This window comes from Shewanella sp. SG44-6 (genome assembly GCF_014164185.1).
In the GTDB taxonomy this organism is placed as follows: domain Bacteria; phylum Pseudomonadota; class Gammaproteobacteria; order Enterobacterales; family Shewanellaceae; genus Shewanella; species Shewanella vesiculosa.
Genome location: NZ_JACJER010000032.1, coordinates 1 through 16,867, shown reverse-complemented (window position 1 = coordinate 16,867; position 16,867 = coordinate 1). Strand labels below are relative to the sequence as shown.

16 protein-coding genes are annotated in these 16,867 nt (G+C 41.5%); 9 read left to right on the top strand and 7 right to left on the bottom strand.

Features of this window, described 5'->3' with window-relative positions; genetic code table 11:
• Positions 1–241: 241 nt before the first annotated feature.
• From pdsR to H5185_RS07935, 4 genes are all read left to right on the top strand, one after another.
• A complete protein-coding gene (gene pdsR / locus H5185_RS07950; protein WP_124018430.1) occupies positions 242–931 on the top strand; it encodes a proteobacterial dedicated sortase system response regulator in 690 nt (229 codons plus the stop codon).
• 3 nt (positions 932–934) lie between these two features.
• Positions 935–3,106 (top strand): proteobacterial dedicated sortase system histidine kinase, encoded by a 2,172-nt coding sequence (pdsS, locus tag H5185_RS07945; protein ID WP_182698768.1) that lies wholly within the window; start codon positions 935–937, stop codon positions 3,104–3,106.
• Positions 3,107–3,269: 163 nt separating this feature from the next.
• Complete coding sequence (locus H5185_RS07940; protein WP_182741769.1) at positions 3,270–4,460, top strand: cystathionine beta-lyase; 1,191 nt, start codon at positions 3,270–3,272, stop codon at positions 4,458–4,460.
• 66 nt (positions 4,461–4,526) lie between these two features.
• Positions 4,527–4,952, top strand: coding sequence for a hypothetical protein (locus H5185_RS07935; RefSeq protein WP_124018427.1), 426 nt, complete (start codon positions 4,527–4,529; stop codon positions 4,950–4,952).
• Positions 4,953–5,116: 164 nt separating this feature from the next.
• On the opposite strand, the gene H5185_RS07930 is transcribed toward H5185_RS07935, so the two are convergent.
• Both H5185_RS07930 and H5185_RS07925 read right to left on the bottom strand, forming a co-directional pair.
• Positions 5,117–5,977: a hypothetical protein gene (locus tag H5185_RS07930; protein WP_182741768.1), complete on the bottom strand. Its 861-nt coding sequence runs from the start codon at positions 5,975–5,977 to the stop codon at positions 5,117–5,119.
• 402 nt (positions 5,978–6,379) lie between these two features.
• The gene (locus H5185_RS07925) at positions 6,380–6,733 is read right to left on the bottom strand and encodes a hypothetical protein (RefSeq protein WP_182741767.1); all 354 of its coding nucleotides are present in this window, start codon (positions 6,731–6,733) and stop codon (positions 6,380–6,382) included.
• A gap of 882 nt (positions 6,734–7,615) precedes the next feature.
• Here H5185_RS07925 and H5185_RS07920 point away from each other — a divergent pair.
• From H5185_RS07920 to H5185_RS07910, 3 genes are all read left to right on the top strand, one after another.
• On the top strand, positions 7,616–8,041 hold the full coding sequence (locus tag H5185_RS07920) for an Hsp20/alpha crystallin family protein (protein WP_220494427.1): 426 nt from the start codon (positions 7,616–7,618) through the stop codon (positions 8,039–8,041).
• Positions 8,042–8,530: 489 nt separating this feature from the next.
• Positions 8,531–9,277, top strand: a complete 747-nt coding sequence (locus H5185_RS07915) for an HAD-IIA family hydrolase (RefSeq protein WP_182698777.1) — start codon at positions 8,531–8,533, stop codon at positions 9,275–9,277.
• A 267-nt stretch (positions 9,278–9,544) separates the two neighbouring features.
• On the top strand, positions 9,545–11,203 hold the full coding sequence (locus H5185_RS07910; protein WP_124016016.1) for a M28 family metallopeptidase: 1,659 nt from the start codon (positions 9,545–9,547) through the stop codon (positions 11,201–11,203).
• 137 nt (positions 11,204–11,340) lie between these two features.
• Here the strand turns inward: H5185_RS07910 and H5185_RS07905 are convergent, their stop codons facing one another.
• On the bottom strand, positions 11,341–11,736 hold the full coding sequence (locus tag H5185_RS07905; RefSeq protein ID WP_182741766.1) for an ACT domain-containing protein: 396 nt from the start codon (positions 11,734–11,736) through the stop codon (positions 11,341–11,343).
• Positions 11,737–12,274: 538 nt separating this feature from the next.
• On the opposite strand from H5185_RS07905, the gene asnB reads away from it, so the two are divergent.
• Complete coding sequence (asnB, locus tag H5185_RS07900) at positions 12,275–13,939, top strand: asparagine synthase B (RefSeq protein ID WP_182741765.1); 1,665 nt, start codon at positions 12,275–12,277, stop codon at positions 13,937–13,939.
• 109 nt (positions 13,940–14,048) lie between these two features.
• Positions 14,049–14,567 (top strand): GNAT family N-acetyltransferase, encoded by a 519-nt coding sequence (locus H5185_RS07895; protein WP_182741764.1) that lies wholly within the window; start codon positions 14,049–14,051, stop codon positions 14,565–14,567.
• Between the two features lie 41 nt (positions 14,568–14,608).
• Here the strand turns inward: H5185_RS07895 and H5185_RS07890 are convergent, their stop codons facing one another.
• From H5185_RS07890 to H5185_RS07875, 4 genes are all read right to left on the bottom strand, one after another.
• Positions 14,609–14,821, bottom strand: a complete 213-nt coding sequence (locus H5185_RS07890) for a DUF1289 domain-containing protein (RefSeq protein WP_124016260.1) — start codon at positions 14,819–14,821, stop codon at positions 14,609–14,611.
• Positions 14,796–15,146, bottom strand: a complete 351-nt coding sequence (locus H5185_RS07885; protein WP_182698782.1) for a VOC family protein — start codon at positions 15,144–15,146, stop codon at positions 14,796–14,798. Before H5185_RS07885 ends, H5185_RS07890 begins: the two co-directional genes overlap by 26 nt.
• Positions 15,147–15,275: 129 nt before the next feature.
• Positions 15,276–15,977 carry a DUF445 domain-containing protein gene (locus H5185_RS07880; RefSeq protein WP_182741763.1) on the bottom strand — a complete coding sequence of 234 codons (702 nt, stop codon included), beginning with the start codon at positions 15,975–15,977 and terminating at the stop codon, positions 15,276–15,278.
• Positions 15,978–16,113: 136 nt separating this feature from the next.
• On the bottom strand, positions 16,114–16,509 hold the full coding sequence (locus tag H5185_RS07875) for a GNAT family N-acetyltransferase (protein WP_182723848.1): 396 nt from the start codon (positions 16,507–16,509) through the stop codon (positions 16,114–16,116).
• Positions 16,510–16,867 lie beyond the last annotated feature (358 nt).

Below are 16,867 nucleotides of genomic sequence, written 5' to 3'. Positions count from 1 at the left end.
TCCCTTTAGCGGTTGTTTAAAAAACGTTCGTTATCATCAATGCATCATTTAATGCGTTGCGGATTAACGCTATGTCGCTATTAAACACCTCATAGATGGCTTTATTGGGGAGCAAAAATGGCAATGTGGCGATCAAATGTGGCAACAATATGGCAATTGCCGTAGACGGCTTTTTTGGTTGATAAAATCCTGTATAGTCAGCACTGTATCTATTTATCAGCTCATTAATTGAAATCATCCCATGAAACGAATTGCCATTGTTGAAGACGAAGCCGCTATCCGCGAAAACTATAAAGATGTCCTGCAACAGCAAGGATATAGCGTGCAAGCTTATGCAAACCGCCCCGCAGCTATGCTCGCCTTTAATGGTCGTTTACCTGACCTAGCCATTATTGATATTGGTTTGGAACATGAAATTGATGGTGGTTTTACCCTATGCCAGTCACTTCGGGCGATGTCGAGTAGCTTACCGATTATCTTTTTAACCGCCAGAGACAGCGACTTTGATACCGTTTGTGGCCTACGTTTAGGCGCTGACGACTACTTAACCAAAGATGTCAGTTTTCCTCATTTATTGGCGCGTATTGCAGCACTGTTTCGCCGTTCAGAACTCATAGGCTCAAGCCCCATTGAAGACAACTTACTCGAGCGCGGTCACCTCACCATTGATGGCAACCGTATTCAGGTTTATTGGAAATCGCTGCCAATAGAGCTGACGGTGACCGAATTTTGGATGGTACACGCTATGGCAAAACATCCAGGTCATGTGCGCAGTCGCCAAGATTTAATGCAAGAAGCCAAAATTTACGTTGACGACAGTACTATCACCTCACATGTAAAACGCATTCGTAAAAAGTTTATCGCTATCGACTCCGAGTTTGACTGTATCGATACCGTGTATGGTATGGGTTATCGCTGGGACAATATTTAACCGATGAATTTACCTATAGGACTGCGCGCCAAAGTTGTCATTTTGTCACTTTTTTTGCTCTGCCTACCTTGGCTTGGGTATGAATATGTGTGGGAAATGGAAAAGTACTTGCGCTATGGCCAAGAAAAAACGTTGGAAGGTACCACTCAGGCACTTGCCACCGCCTTACATGAGCGACCTAAATTATTTGACAACCAAGCCAGCTTTTTAAACCAAGTTGAAGAAGGTCGCGACTTATACGCATACCCGTTAGCGGGCCCGATCCAACTTGATGGCAAACTCACAGATTGGGACTTATACCAACACCGCACCTTAAACTACTCTGATGAACATGTGCTTTATCAACGTAATAAATCTGAGCCAATTGATATCAGCTTTAACCATATGGTGGGTAAATACGGCGGTTACCTGTATGGATTTTTTAATGTCACTGATCAAAATGTCGTTTTTCGTAGCCGTAAAAGTTTGCGCATCGACAGAAACGATCATTTAGTCATGGCCACTCAATCGCCCGACGGTCAGTTCAGGCGTTATATTATTGCCAACACTCAAAGTGGCTGGTTAAGTGCATTTGAATTACCCGCTGATCCCAGCCAATCTATGCCCGTCAGTCCAGAAGTGCGTATTCAAGGACAATGGCTCAAGACAGAGCAAGGTTACAATATTGAATTCAGGCTGCCACTGGAAATGGTCGGCAGTAAACTAGGCTTTGCGATTCATAATGTCAACGATGCCAAAACTCGGCAATTAGTGAATATCATCGGCACATCAGCCACCGATTCCGTCGCCAGTTTAGGCACGGTACTTGTGCCCTCACCTGAAATTGAAAGCATTATTAAAGGCATGAGCCATAACAGCTCACGCATTTGGGTGGTCGATAATCACGGCCGAGTACTGGCTAAATCGGGCGATATTCGTTCATCATCCAATACGTGGGCGGATGACCTAGACGTCAATCAAGCAGACTCGTTTTGGCAGCACGTCAAGCAGCAATATATATTGCCGCTGTACTACAAAATATTAACCCGTCCACCGCAAGACTTTATCGATTCGCTGCAAGACTCTACCGAACTCACCGGCAGCCACATTGAAAAAGCCTTAAGCGGTAAGCAAGGCTCAACATGGCGCCTCACCCCAGATAATAAAGCGGTGGTACTGGCCGCGGCCAGCCCAATATGGATTGACGATAAAGTCATGGGCGTAGTAATAGCAGAGGAAACCACTCACGGTATTCGCAGCCTACGTAACCGCGCATTAGAAAAGCTGTTTAACGTTATCTTGACCATTATGAGCATGGGCACATTAGCCTTGTTTATCTTTGCTTCCAGTATTTCAAGTCGCATCCGTCGTCTGCGTGATCAGGCTGAACTCGCCATCGACAGTCAAGGCCGGGTAAGGCAGCAAATTGTCGCTTCAAAAAATCGTGATGAAATCGGTGACTTGTCCCGCAGTTTTTCGAGTATTGTCAGCCGTTTAGGTCAGTACACACATTATTTGGAAAATATGTCATCGCGCTTGTCGCATGAACTGCGCACCCCAGTTGCCGTGGTTCGCAGCTCGCTTGAGCATTTGGGTTTACAACAACTTGATGACCAATCGCAAAAATATGTTAATCGCGCTCAGGAAGGCGTCAGTCGCTTGCATCTTATTTTAAATAACCTAAGCGAAGCTACCCGCTTAGAAGCCAGTTTAACCCAAGCTGAAAGCTGCCACTTTTCATTAAAGAAGGTCATCAGTGGTTGCATGCAAGGCTATCAAATCACCTATCCAGATCAAGTATTTACCGTGCATATTGAAGATAAAACCCTGTTTTGCGACGGTGTTCCGGAATATATTGCTCAATTAATGGATAAACTGATCAACAACGCGATTGAGTTTCATGAGCCCGCCAGCGCGATTACTGTCAGCCTGACTCAATACAATAAACAGGCGATATTGAAAGTCAGTAATATTGGTCCTTTATTGCCTAAAGACATGAATAGCCAAATTTTTGAATCCATGGTGTCAATTAGGCCGCAAGGTATAAACGGCAAGCCACATCTGGGTTTAGGCTTGTATATTGCTCGTTTGGTCACCGACTTCCATCATGGCACGATTAAAGCTAGCAACATGATAGAAAATGGTATTGAAGGAGTCGAAATATGCCTGACGTTACCCTTGAGTGATGAAAAATAGTCAACCACAGCATTTAAGCGCTTTTATTTACGTTTGTAGGTGCTAGGATAATCAACTTTGGTATATCACTCACCGTAGCGCATTTATCCATGTCATTGATATTTTCTAATAAAAATTAGCTAAAGCATAAGCCGTGGACTCTACACATAATGGAAGTAACAACATGAGCAAAGACGATAAACTCGCCACCCAGATTGTTAGCGTTGGCCGCGAAAAAAAATTCACCAAAGGCATTATCAATCCACCCGTATTTAGAGCCTCTACAGTGGTGTTCGAAACCATGGACGAGATGCGTTTTGCGATTAAAAACAAAACCAACGGTGAAATGTTTTATGGTCGTCGCGGCACCCCAACCCATTTTGCATTTCAACAAGCCATATGCGAACTTGAAGGCGGCGCGGGTACTGCATTATACCCTTCGGGTGCAGGCGCGATCAGCAGCGCTTTGTTGGCATTTTTAAAAAGTGGCGACCACTTATTAATGGTCGACACCGCCTATGAACCGACACGCGACTTATGCAATAAAATGCTCGCGGGTTTTGGTATCGAAACCACCTATTACGACCCAATGATTGGCGATGGCATTCGTGAGTTAATTCGTCCAAACACCAAGGTGTTATTTTTGGAATCACCAGGTTCTATCACCATGGAAGTGCAGGATGTTCCAACGCTCAGTCGTATCGCCCACGAACATAACGTTATTGTGATGCTGGATAATACTTGGGCCTCACCAATTAATTCTCGCCCATTTGATATGGGTGTCGACATCTCAATTCAAGCAGCCACCAAATACATTGTCGGCCATTCTGATGTGATGATGGGCACGGCTACTGCCAATGAACAGCATTGGGAGCAACTGCGCGAAAACAGTTACTTAATGGGCCAAACCACCTCGCCTGATGACGTGTATTTAGCCGCGCGAGGCTTACGTACATTAGGGGTGCGTATGGCACAGCATAATAAAAATGCCTTAAAAGTAGCCAATTGGTTGGCGACTCGTGCAGAAGTCGATCATGTGCGTCACCCAGCGTTCGATACTTGCCCAGGCCACGAATTTTTTAAACGCGACTTTAGCAGTGGTAATGGCTTATTCTCGTTTGTGCTTAAGCAAGGCGACTTAGCATCGGTGACGGCTTTTATTGAGAACATGGACCATTTTAAAATGGGCTTTTCATGGGGCGGTTTCGAAAGCTTAATTTTAGGGGTATTTGGTATTAACAATATCCGCACGGCTACCCAATGGGACAACAGCAAGCCATTAATACGCTTACACATTGGACTTGAAGATGCCGACGATTTAATTGCCGATCTTGATGCGGCATTTAGCCGATATAATGCAATACTACAAAAATAGCCTCTACTCGTGGCTGTAACGCTTTGCAAAAAACGTTTACGGAATGTTCAAACTAAAGGGAAATCAATGAATATCATCAAATTAGTCATTCTCAGCCTGTGCATTAGCATTGGCTATTATGCATTAACTATCGTGGCAATTGGCCAGTCTGCTGCCGGCAACTTATTGTGGTGGTTTAATAGCAGTGAATATCCAATGCTGGCGCACCTTGCACAGAACTTTGTTGGTATCGGCATAGCAGCGTTAATTCCTGCGTTTATAATCAGAAGTTACGAGCCTGCAAGACAATGGATTGCCATTACCATTATGATTTTAGCTGCCATGTTATTGCACGGTAATATGCATTACATGCCATGGGATCCGATGGGCATCGTCAGGTTTGTAAACAACACCTTGTTTTACGGTGATATCGGTGCAAAAGTGCTGTTTTTCTATATCTTACTGCTACCTATCCTATGGTTGATGCTGCTTAAACGTATGGCACGTGTCTAGCCCAAAGTAAGCATACAAAATAGCAGCCCAGTTAACTGTTAGGATTAACAAAGCCCTGAGTCATAATCGACCCAGGGGTTGTTAATACTTATAAGCCTTAGTGCAATGTCTACCACCACTGCAACTCACAACCACACTAGCATTCGCAAACCATTATGAGGTTATTAATCCTCTAGTACTGAGATAAAAATTCGGTCTGCATTCCACAGTTCTATTATTTTGCGAGTCTTCTTGGCGTTCCAAAAACATTTTCCAAACAGGATAATCCCCGCACCTTCTAACTGACGTCCTTCTGATACCTTAAAACGTTCTAATAATATCGACTTATATTTAGCGATAGGAATGCCAATATCATTACAATCAGATGGGTTTAACCAATCAAGCGCTTTATCTAGGTGTGAAATCGTCCCCCAATACATTTTAGGCTTTGCCTCTTTGGCATTAGCACTGGGCTCAGCCTCGGCAAAGTTAACAAATAAATTCTTCGCTTTGAATTGATAACCAGTATCAAGCTCAATCAAGGTACTCGACTGGGCTAAGTCGCTACCACGCATTAGGCTATTGAGAATTTTCTCCAGCCCCAATACTTTGACCTTGGGTTGTTGATTGTTGCCAGCGGGTTTGCGACTGGCATTATCGATTTTTGGGGCGCGGCTTGGGATTAGGTTTGCTCCAGAGGCGACAGTTTTCGCCTCTAAAATGGGCTTTTTGGTGTTTAATAACCTGAAATCAATACTGATAATATTCGTATCTGCAATGAATTGATTCACTTCAACGGCATGTCGAGTCTCTCGGTCTCGCTGAGTTGAAGGATGGCCTTCGTCACATCCTGCAATATGGTATCTAGAGCCAAAACAGGCCGCTTTACCGTCTGAGCTTGTCTTACGATAATACGCCTTCCCTTTGCACTCAGGGCATTCTAAAAATTGCCTGAATTGTTCAATCTCTGATTCAGGTAACACCTGAAATTTCAAAATTGAGAAAGTGTGCCTTTCACCACCATAAGTACAAACCGCATCAATCATTTGCTATCCACATCTTTTATAAAAATGCCCTTTACAATGAGCGATAAAGGAACCTTAAAACCCTACCGAACAATAACAAGTTATTAATAAAAAGACTATTTTGAATAGTCACTATGGTTATTAACAGATATTAAAAAGTTGAATTGAACATACTAGAAGCCGCCGTTAGTTGGTTACGGTTAGGTCAGCACGACTCACCAGCAACTGACGATATGATTTGATCACTGTCTAAATCGTTTTTAGACATTTCCGAGTTGGAACATTAATTTTAATTCGTGAGTTTCAGGTTAAATTTTCTATGTGTAACGCCGCGTTAAGCGGACTAAAATTGTTGGTTATAATGTGGAGCGAAGTGAAACCTAACCAACTGTTTTAGTTACGTTTTAAACACCTTATTATAAGCTAAACTGCGGAGGTAATCCACTCATTGCAGTCTTTAATATCATTCTCACCAAACAGCTTTACATTAATAGATGCAAACTCAGTAGAAATATTTTCAATAACACCACTTACATTGTCATTACTACAAATAGCTAACTTACCTGTATCCATAACTTTTGCAAACAATGAAATAGAGTCCCAGTGAGCATAAGGTGAATTTGAAACTATTATAATATTTGGTGTAAAACCATAAACAGCGACACCTTGGCTCACTGTCTTCTTGAACTTATTTATGTCAGTACCAGATAATTTACATTCACTATCTAATACAATCTTATAGAGATATGGACTTGCCGAGTGCTTAATCTGATGCATATATTCCTGAACTTATAACAGCTTATTGAACGGCTCGCCCGATAAAGTCGGCTGTTCAAGTTATTGATTAATAACATCCTACATTTTTTATCTTATTGATGTAAAACGATAAGTTATTATTGAACCATAAAAAAAAATCGAAGAGATAGAATGGACTAGTGTAGATGCGACTGAGGGTATCGAAAACAGGGACGTTTTCGTTAAGCGGCCATGGATGGCGTAAAGCGTCCCGAAGCAGTATCTGCACATAAGTCCACTGCAGGTGATTGACTGCATTAAAGGTACAAGCCTCAAACCCATTTAACCAATACCCACTCAGCTAAACACGACTCAACCAAACATAAAAAATGCCAAACCTTCATTCGAAGGCCAGCAACGTTGAGCAAAAACAAGTTTGCCTGTTTAACTTGAGAATATATAAATTCAACTATGAACTTGAAGATATTGGAGACTTTTTATTGAATACGATGGAGTGTAGCCAGTGAGAAATGATAAGAAAACCCAAGGCTACACACAATTTTCAGTCATTTAATAAAACCATAACATACCAAGTAACTCACGTTGAGGATTACCCGAGTAGCTTACTATGGAGCTGAAATATGCAAGCAACTAACTTGGAAGTGAATAGATATACCTGAGTGTTCTAAGCCATATCACTCTAATAATTTAAAGTATGTTCTAAACCTATAACTAAAAATAATTAACATAATAAACAACAGCATAGATTAACATCACATTTTGAGCAGATATTTGATCTGCATCATGCTGCGTACATTATTTAACCGTTATGATTAATCTGCAATATATAAGATTTCGTCATGTTGATTGTTGGTCTAAATCAACGTGATGAACAGTTCCCCCCTCTAAAAGGAGATTTTTATTATGAACTTAATTCCTAGAAACTCTCTATTTAATATGACTGATATTTTTGACAACTTCTATTCCCCTATGTTTGAAAGCACAAAGGACTTGGATTTTTTTAGCCCAAGAGTGGACATCAATGATAAAGCTGATCACTATGAAATTAATGCTGATTTACCGGGTGTAGAAAAAAAGGATCTTCATGTCACACTTGATGGTGATTTACTCACCATTGAAGCGACTACAGCTGAAGATAATGAAGAAAAAGAAGATGGACGTGTGATCAGAAAAGAACGTCGCTCTGGTAAGTATGTGCGCAGTTTTACCCTTAATTGCAGGCCAAATGAAGCAGATATAAAAGCCTCTTTTAAAAATGGAGTGCTTAATCTTCAAGTGCCAAAAGAGAATGTAAAAGCTGTTGAAAGCAAAAAAATACCCATCTTATAATCTATCAAGTATGAAATTTAAGATTATGTAGTGGTCAAAATCTTTTGACCACTACAAGGGGAGGTACTAAATTCATTTGAAGTCATCATTTGCATTTCTCGATTAACAAAATTGTAGTTGTTTTCTTGCAACGGGAGAGCAACTTGAAGCGGGCTCACTATCGACGGTCTTCACAAATATCGTTCCCAATGGGAGCGATTCAAGTGGCTGAGCTAATTCTTTAAACAAAGTTAAGAAGACACAGTCGCTGGTTTCCTTTTGCTCTGGTTTGAGTGAAAACCACTATGTTCGTGGTCGCAGACCATATCTATCAACAGCTAGCCGAGTGTGTAACAAAAAGCCTAACCCCCCCTATCCGATAATCTATTCCCCTACTCACAACACAGTAAATCAATCACCAAACAGGTACTTTTTGTATTTAATCGTTGTTTTCTTAATTGAATTAGCATTAGATGTAAGCAGGTTGTATTTGAAGGAAGAAATGACTGAATGAAAAATATTATTTGCGATATTGATGGTGTGTTACTGCACGACAACAAGCTAATTCCTGGAAGCGACAAGTTTATTCATCGCGTACTTGAACAAGGCAATCCGCTGGTTATTCTCACTAATTATCCCGTTCAAACGGGTAAAGACTTACAAAACCGACTTGGCGCGGCAGGTATTAATGTACCAGAAACCTGTTTTTATACCTCAGCGATGGCCACGGCCGACTTTTTGAAACACCAAAATGGCAGCAAAGCCTATGTGATCGGTGAAGGTGCGCTGACCCATGAGTTGTATAATGCAGGTTTCACTATAACCGATATTAACCCAGACTTTGTCATAGTCGGTGAAACTCGCTCGTACAACTGGGACATGATCCATAAAGCATCGCGTTTTGTTGCTGGCGGTGCCCGCTTTATTGCCACGAATCCAGACACCCACGGCCCAGCGTTTAGCCCTGCTTGTGGCGCCTTGTGTGCAGCCATTGAGCGTATTACAGGTAAAATGCCATTTTATGTGGGTAAACCTAGCTCGTGGATTATCCGCTCTGCGTTAAATCATATTCAGGGACACTCTGAAAACACTGTGATTATTGGCGACAATATGCGCACCGATATTTTAGCAGGCTTCCAAGCGGGTCTAGAAACCATTTTGGTTACCAGTGGTGTAAGCCAAATGAGTGATATTGATAAAGAACCTTTCAGACCAAATCATGTGTTTGCATGTGCTGGTGATATTGATATCGTTTAGTGACAATTGATTTATAAGATTGCGTCTCACATGTCTAAGCATATGTTTAATGACAAGAAGCCTACATCTCTCATCACTAATCTATGCGACTTATCACGAGAAACTTTTGCTCCAATCCAATAAGATCAATTAGTTAATAAGCTTACTTGCTGTCATCACAATTTACATTAGGTAACATATTTCCAAGCCAGTGACCTTGTTTTCAAGCACTGGCTTGGCTCATTATGCATGTCTGAAATAAAACTAAAAATAATAACAGGACATAGCATGAAACGATTGTTTCCTTTTTGCGCCATTGCCTTACTAACAGCATGTAACAGTGAAGATGTTAAACACGCTTCGACTGAGCAAGTCAGCGCAACCCAAACCGCTGCTGTTACCTTCGATGAACAACGCTTTAGAACGGATATCGAAACATTATCCTCTGATAAATTTGAAGGCCGTGCTCCCACAACTCAAGGCGAAAAACTGACCCTAGAGTATCTATCTGCAGCTTTCACCCAAATGGGCCTTAAAGGCGCTTATAAAGGCAGTTTTCTGCAACCTGTGCCTATGGTGAGTTATACCGCCAGCGAAAAACAGCAGGTTAATTTAGCAGGTATTAAGATGCAATATCGTCAGGATATTGTGCTTAGCAGTCGTCACAATAACCAGCAAGTGAGCATTAAAGATGCGCCATTGGTGTTTGTTGGTTACGGTATTAATGCGCCTGAATATGGCTGGAATGATTACCAAGATCTCGATATGAAAGGCAAAATCGCCATCATTTTGGTCAATGACCCTGGTTTTGCACATCCTGAAGGGGCCAAGTTTAATGGTAAAGCGATGACTTACTATGGCCGTTGGAGTTATAAGTTTGAAGAAGCCAGTCGCCAAGGTGCATTAGGCGCAATCATTATCCATGAAACTGAACCGGCCTCTTACCCTTGGTCGGTTGTCGAAAATAGCTGGACCGGTCCACAACAAGATCTAGTATTGAGCCAGGCGGAGCAAGATCAGCGCATTCAAGTTGAAGGTTGGCTAACCTTAGACAGCGCAACAGCCTTATTTGACAAAGCAGGCCTGTCGTTAACCTCGTTAATGGATCGTGCGGCCAACAGTTCACTTAATGTCGATTTAGCTCAAACAGCTAGCATTGAATTTGCTAACAAAGCGGAGTTCGCCGACAGTTATAATGTGGTTGCTACCTTACCTGGCACCACTCAAACCGATGAACAGATTTTATTCACCGCTCACTGGGATCACCTAGGTAAAGATGACACCAAAGACGGTGACCAAATTTACAATGGTGCATTAGATAACGCTTCCGGTACTGCAGGTATTTTAGAAATTGCCCGCCAATTTGCCCAGCGCGCCAAACAAGGTCAAGGCTTAGCCCGCTCATTAACCTTTATTGCCACTACTGGTGAAGAACAAGGCTTATTAGGCTCACGCTACTATGCGGCCAACCCGATTTATCCTATTGATAAAACGGTGGCAGTATTCAATCTCGACAGCACCAATGTTTACGGCAAAACCAAAGATTACACTATCGTCGGTAAAGGCCAGTCAGAATTAGAAAACTATTTAGACCGCGCCGTTGCTAAACAAAATCGCATCAGCCAAGGCGAACTTAACCCTGCATCAGGCGGTTTTTTCCGTTCAGACCACTTCAGTTTTGCCAAGTTAGGTGTCCCTGCTGTGTTTGCCGGAGGAGGAAATGATCCCCTTGATGATGCAACGGCACAATACAAAGCGTCAATGATGGTGAAAATGAAAGGCTGTTACCATAACGTGTGTGATTATTATCACCCTGAATGGGATTTATCCGGTGCGTTACAAGATTTAGGTGTGTATTACCAAGCTGCAGCTGAATTAGCCAATAACCAAGATTGGCCAGGATACTTTGCAGCTTCTGAATTTAATCAGTTACGCCCAGCAGATTAAGCCTATAACCCCAGTTCCTTCCCCCCCAAGGATTAGCCCATCATCTATTTGATGGGCTTTTTTATGCTGGTTTTTATGATGATTCTTATTTTGTTATTAACCTACTTAAAACAAAGGTCATCAATCAGATAAAAGCCCTAAACAGCAAACTCATTTAATGCCTCAATAGCTAAAGCGGCCATTTCTGTTTGCACAAAAATATGGTCGTGATAGTAGGCCGCAATCACGTTAGCACTAATGCCCTTTTCTGAGAGTTTATGAGCTACCGCTGCCGTTAACCCAACGGCATCAAGACTAGAGTGCACCGTTAAGGTAATACCCTTAAACACTGATTCAAATGCTAAGCCACCAGCAATAGCAGCCGCTTTGGTTAGCACTAAAGTCAACCCTTCCGTTTCACGAAATGTTGCCAGCGGCGATAAAGTTTGATAATCACCATATTGACCCGGTACCGAACAAAAAACGTATTCATCTGCTAATAATATCGGCGACATTGATGCCAGTAACTTAGCTAAATCTGTTTCACCAACCACGGTATTCTCCTCAAAAACCATCACTCAACTTACGTTAACAACAGAACGTTCAAACGAATGCCATACTCATCTATTCAGCTGTTTAGCCCTTAATCTTGTGTCGTTCAGCTTAGTATTATTAGACACTGACATTGATCTAAATGATTACCATAAAGGCTCAATCTAGAGGGGTAATATAGATCATAAAATATCCTAAGCGGCGCTTTTACCAATAAAATTAAGCAACATAAAGGACAACTTAGACCGTTATTGCACAAATAAACAGCAAGCGCACTAGCTTAGTGCAATAATCGTGTTTAGTGGTATTTGATTGTGAAATCTTAAAAAAAATAGCCACAATAGCCAATAAAATAAACATACATCAACAAAAAAGCATTTTTAATAAATATTCATCAATTAAAAAGATATTTTAAAGAGATAAAATCACTAAAATAGACATTTTTATGACGTTATCTTAAAAAACAAGCTTGGCAGTTAACGAAAATGCTGGCAGAGTAGGAACCAGATAAAGATTAGCCAACGCTGCTGGAGCCGTATTATGTGTTCAATATTTTCGATTTTAGACATCAAAACTGATGCAAGCCAACTGCGCCAAGTGGCGTTAGAAATGTCAAAACTACTACGTCACCGTGGTCCAGATTGGTCTGGTGTGTATGCTGATGACCAAGCTATTTTAGCTCATGAACGTTTATCAATTGTTGACGTTGACCACGGAGCACAACCACTTATCAGTTTTGATGGCAACTTAGTGTTAGCCGTAAACGGTGAAATTTATAACCACAAGCAGTTAAAAGCACAGCTAGGTGAAAAATACCAATATAAAACCAACTCAGATTGCGAAGTGATCTTGTCACTTTACCAAGAATACGGTTGTGATTTTTTAGATAAACTTAACGGCATCTTTGCATTTGTACTGTATGACAAAGCCAAAGGCACTTACTTAATCGGTCGTGACCATATGGGAATTATCCCGCTTTATACCGGTCATGATGCGTCGGGTAACTTCTATGTTGCCTCAGAAATGAAAGCATTAATGCCTGTGTGTAAAACAGTTGCTGAGTTCTACCCTGGCCAATACTTATATTCTGCCGATGGTCAGCCAACACTGTATTATCAGCGTGATTGGCGTGATTTTGATGCGGTTAAAGACAACCCAGCCAGCATTGAAGAATTACGTGAAGCATTAGAAGCTGCAGTAAAACGCCAGTTAATGTCTGATGTACCTTATGGTGTATTACTCTCTGGTGGCTTAGATTCGTCAGTGATTTCTGCTATTACACAAACATATGCAAAGCACCGTATTGAAAACGACGGCGAAACCGGCGCATGGTGGCCACAACTGCATTCATTTGCTGTTGGGTTAGCCGAGTCTCCAGACTTAGTCGCGGCGCAAAAAGTGGCCGATGCCATTGGCACTATTCACCACCCTATTGTGTATACCTTCCAAGAAGGTCTAGATGCAATTAAAGAAGTGATTTACCATTTGGAAACATACGACGTCACCACCATTCGTGCGGCAACACCAATGTATCTAATGGCACGTAAAATTAAAGCCATGGGCATTAAAATGGTGTTATCTGGCGAAGGAGCTGACGAGTTATTTGGTGGTTACTTGTATTTCCATAAAGCGCCTAACGCTCAGGCATTTCATGAAGAATTAGTGCGAAAGCTTGATAAACTGCACTTATTTGATTGCTTGCGAGCCAACAAAGCCATGGCAGCATGGGGACTTGAAGCTCGGGTGCCTTTCTTAGATAAAGAGTTTATCGACGTTGCAATGCGCATCAACCCAGAAGCCAAAATGTCTAAAGATGGTCGCATCGAAAAGCATATTTTACGTCAGGCATTTGAGCACAAGTTGCCAAAGGAAGTGGTATGGCGTCAAAAAGAGCAGTTCAGTGATGGCGTTGGCTACTCTTGGATTGACGGCTTAAAGGCACACGCGGCGGCAAACGTGGATGACGTACAATTTGCCAACGCAAAATTCCGTTTCCCATACAACACGCCAGAATCGAAAGAAGCCTATTTCTACCGCAGCTTCTTTGAAGAGTTTTTCCCATTAACCACCGCAGCTGAAACCGTGCCTGGTGGAAAAACAGTAGCATGTTCAACACCAGAAGCACTGTTATGGGATGCTAGCTTACAAGGCATTAACGACCCATCTGGTCGTGCGGTTAAAAACGTTCACGCTAGCGCGTATTAACCTTTAACCACACAAAAACACCACCCAATCAGGGTGGTGTTTTTTTTAGCACTATCTTGTAATATTGAACCTTACTCTATGAAGATAATAAAAAATAATAAGGCTTTGTATGACAGACATCAGTATTTTTAATCTTGAAATGACCGACCGCAGCCAATTGAAGCCTAAGCATGATGCCAACGGGTTAACCGTGGTTGAAGTACAAATAAAACAATATCAATTCAACCGTTTTCTGTATCAGTTTGTCGGTGCTGGATGGGAATGGACAGATAGACTACCTTGGACCAATAGCCAATGGCAGGCATACAGCGAAGCGGATAATTTACACTTGTTTGTGGCGTATAAAGATGGTGCACCCGCTGGATATTTTGAGTTACAGCAACAAGATGAGGCTAATGTAGAGATTGTGTATTTTGGCTTAGGAGAGCGCTTTATTGGTAAAGGGTTTGGCGGCTATTTATTGACCCAAGCAATTGAAAAAGCATGGGAATTACCCAATACTCGCAGAGTGTGGGTACACACTTGCACCTTAGATCACCCTAGTGCATTGCAAAACTATCAAGCTCGTGGATTTAGCCTGTTTAGAACCGACACTGAACCAAGAACCAATCAAATAACTGCAGACTAAGTCAACCCAATGAGTGAAGCACTGACTCAACACTAACTCAGCTAACGTTTTTTACCTGCATTAGCGCGTTGTTGTAATGTAGCAAGTAAGGCACTTTTTTGCTGATCGTTCATCGCATGCCAGGCTAAAATTTCATCGAGAGTACGATGGCAGCCTAAGCAGACATCCTGTTCATCTAAACAACATTGCCTCACACACGGTGAGGCAATGTTGTTATTGCTGTTATTTTTATTCTGACCAGACGCCATATTCATTGCCATTAATGTCAGTGAAATGAAACCGTCTACCACCAGGAAAACTGAATATCGCTTTGGTTATCTGTCCACCGGACTGAATAATTTTAGCTTCTGTAGCCGATAAATCTTGGCTATAAATAACGATTAACGGGCTGCCCTTTGCCAAGGTAAATTGACTGTCAGCTTGATAAAAGCCACCGTCAATACCGACTCGTAAAAAACAGCTGTATTGCGGTCCATAATCTTGAAACTGCCAAGCAAACACCTGAGTAAAAAAGGCTTTAGTGGCAATAATGTCTTTCACAGGTATTTCTAAATAATTGATACTATGATGCTGACTCATGCTCACCTCTGTTATTGCACTTTTTAATTTAGTTCAGTCGCTTAGCACCAATTAACCTGTAGCGTCCATATAGAAGGATGGCTTAATCGGACTGGTCACTCTGCTAATGAAACAATGCGTGGTTTGATACTATTGTTGTAGCAATGCCGCTACGGCACCAATAATGCCACCAAATACACCGCCCCATACCACTAACCAACCTAAATGGGTTTTAATCATATCTTGAATGATTTGTTTGACTAATTCTGGCGTAAGCTCATTTAAACGCTGGTCAACGATATTGGCCACTTTCGCCTGCATATCGGCGATAACATCCGGTTTTTCAAGCTCATTAACTAAAATTGCATTGAACTCTTCACTTTGGGCCAGTTCCACTAAAGACAGCTTCATTTTTTCAATGAATGGTTCTTTTAACGGAATTAACGCCTCGGTGCCACCAAACATGGCTAACATACCACCAAACGATGACTTTTCAATGGTCGACACCAATGCATCAAATGATGGCGCTAAATCAATTTTTTCAATCACAGGTGTTAAATCAATACTGCTAGCACTGCTGGTTGTCAAAAAGCGATCAATATTCTCTTGAGTAAAAAATTGCTTCATCATGAGATGTTTAATGCCCGCTTTAAACTCTTCAAATCGTGACGGAACCACGCCAGAGCCATACAATCCAGGGACTTTTTCAAACAACATGTGGATAGCTAACCAGTTTGTTAACGCGCCCGACAATGCAAATAAACCTATTGTCATCACAATGTGTTGCTGTAACACATACCCGGCCACCATAAGAATGGCGGCAATAAGGTTGGTTAATACGCTCTTATTCAATCTCTTTTCCTTAACGTAGATGATGATTAATAAATAAAAAAACCTGCGCTATTTTACCAGAAAATAACTGAGGTCTACATAATTCATCGTTCATGTCGTCAAAGACTTGAATACCCCACTGTTTAACTGATCAGCTTTACACCAAGCAACTATCCGATTCAGACTCGCCGAAGGCTTCGTCATCGTGACGGTTAATCAATAATACTCCCATGCTGTGTGCCAGTAATTGGGCCTTTGTATGCATTTGACTTACCACATTATGTTGCTGATAGTCTGGCAGGACAAATACATCTTCTAAATGCCATACGGGTGCCAGGCGCACTGAGGAGAATGATGGATATAATTGAATAAAGCCCACAATATTGTCATCTATGAGGGCAACAAAAATCATCGAATCGTTTTCGGCCAAGCGGTTTTTCAAAAATGAATGACACGCGGGATAGTCAGCGGATTGTTGTAATTGCTGCCGATATTGATCAAATAACAGGCTAAGCGGTTCTAAATCAATGCTCGAGGCAAGACGGATTTGCATTTATCATCCTTGAAAGTAGGGTTCAATATCACCTTAGATATCGCCATTATAATGTGAGTTAAATGATGAAATCACAACATCAAGGTTAACAACATTATATCGACACAAGTCATTAACAGGGCATTTGCGCTTAACATTCTTAAATGAGAAAAGCATAAAACCTATCAATTACATTAACTTAAATATAAATCTAACATCTATGTCCACAAATGTAAATTAATCCGTTTTACTCACAAAATAATCATTCGTTAAGATCGTTTTTTTGCTAAAATAAACCACTGTCGACACTGTTTCACATCAAGATTATCTCATATGACCTCGTATTTCTCTCAGATGCGCTCAGCGATTAATTCTCGCT

Coding starts and splice junctions, on each gene's coding strand:
- pdsR (WP_124018430.1), top strand. CDS start 242: ATGAAACGAATTGCCATTGTTGAAGACGAAGCCGCTATCCGCGAAAAC.
- pdsS (WP_182698768.1), top strand. CDS start 935: ATGAATTTACCTATAGGACTGCGCGCCAAAGTTGTCATTTTGTCACTT.
- H5185_RS07940 (WP_182741769.1), top strand. CDS start 3,270: ATGAGCAAAGACGATAAACTCGCCACCCAGATTGTTAGCGTTGGCCGC.
- H5185_RS07935 (WP_124018427.1), top strand. CDS start 4,527: ATGAATATCATCAAATTAGTCATTCTCAGCCTGTGCATTAGCATTGGC.
- H5185_RS07930 (WP_182741768.1), bottom strand. CDS start 5,977: ATGATTGATGCGGTTTGTACTTATGGTGGTGAAAGGCACACTTTCTCA.
- H5185_RS07925 (WP_182741767.1), bottom strand. CDS start 6,733: ATGCATCAGATTAAGCACTCGGCAAGTCCATATCTCTATAAGATTGTA.
- H5185_RS07920 (WP_220494427.1), top strand. CDS start 7,616: ATGAACTTAATTCCTAGAAACTCTCTATTTAATATGACTGATATTTTT.
- H5185_RS07915 (WP_182698777.1), top strand. CDS start 8,531: ATGAAAAATATTATTTGCGATATTGATGGTGTGTTACTGCACGACAAC.
- H5185_RS07910 (WP_124016016.1), top strand. CDS start 9,545: ATGAAACGATTGTTTCCTTTTTGCGCCATTGCCTTACTAACAGCATGT.
- asnB (WP_182741765.1), top strand. CDS start 12,275: ATGTGTTCAATATTTTCGATTTTAGACATCAAAACTGATGCAAGCCAA.
- H5185_RS07895 (WP_182741764.1), top strand. CDS start 14,049: ATGACAGACATCAGTATTTTTAATCTTGAAATGACCGACCGCAGCCAA.
- H5185_RS07890 (WP_124016260.1), bottom strand. CDS start 14,821: ATGAATATGGCGTCTGGTCAGAATAAAAATAACAGCAATAACAACATT.
- H5185_RS07885 (WP_182698782.1), bottom strand. CDS start 15,146: ATGAGTCAGCATCATAGTATCAATTATTTAGAAATACCTGTGAAAGAC.
- H5185_RS07875 (WP_182723848.1), bottom strand. CDS start 16,509: ATGCAAATCCGTCTTGCCTCGAGCATTGATTTAGAACCGCTTAGCCTG.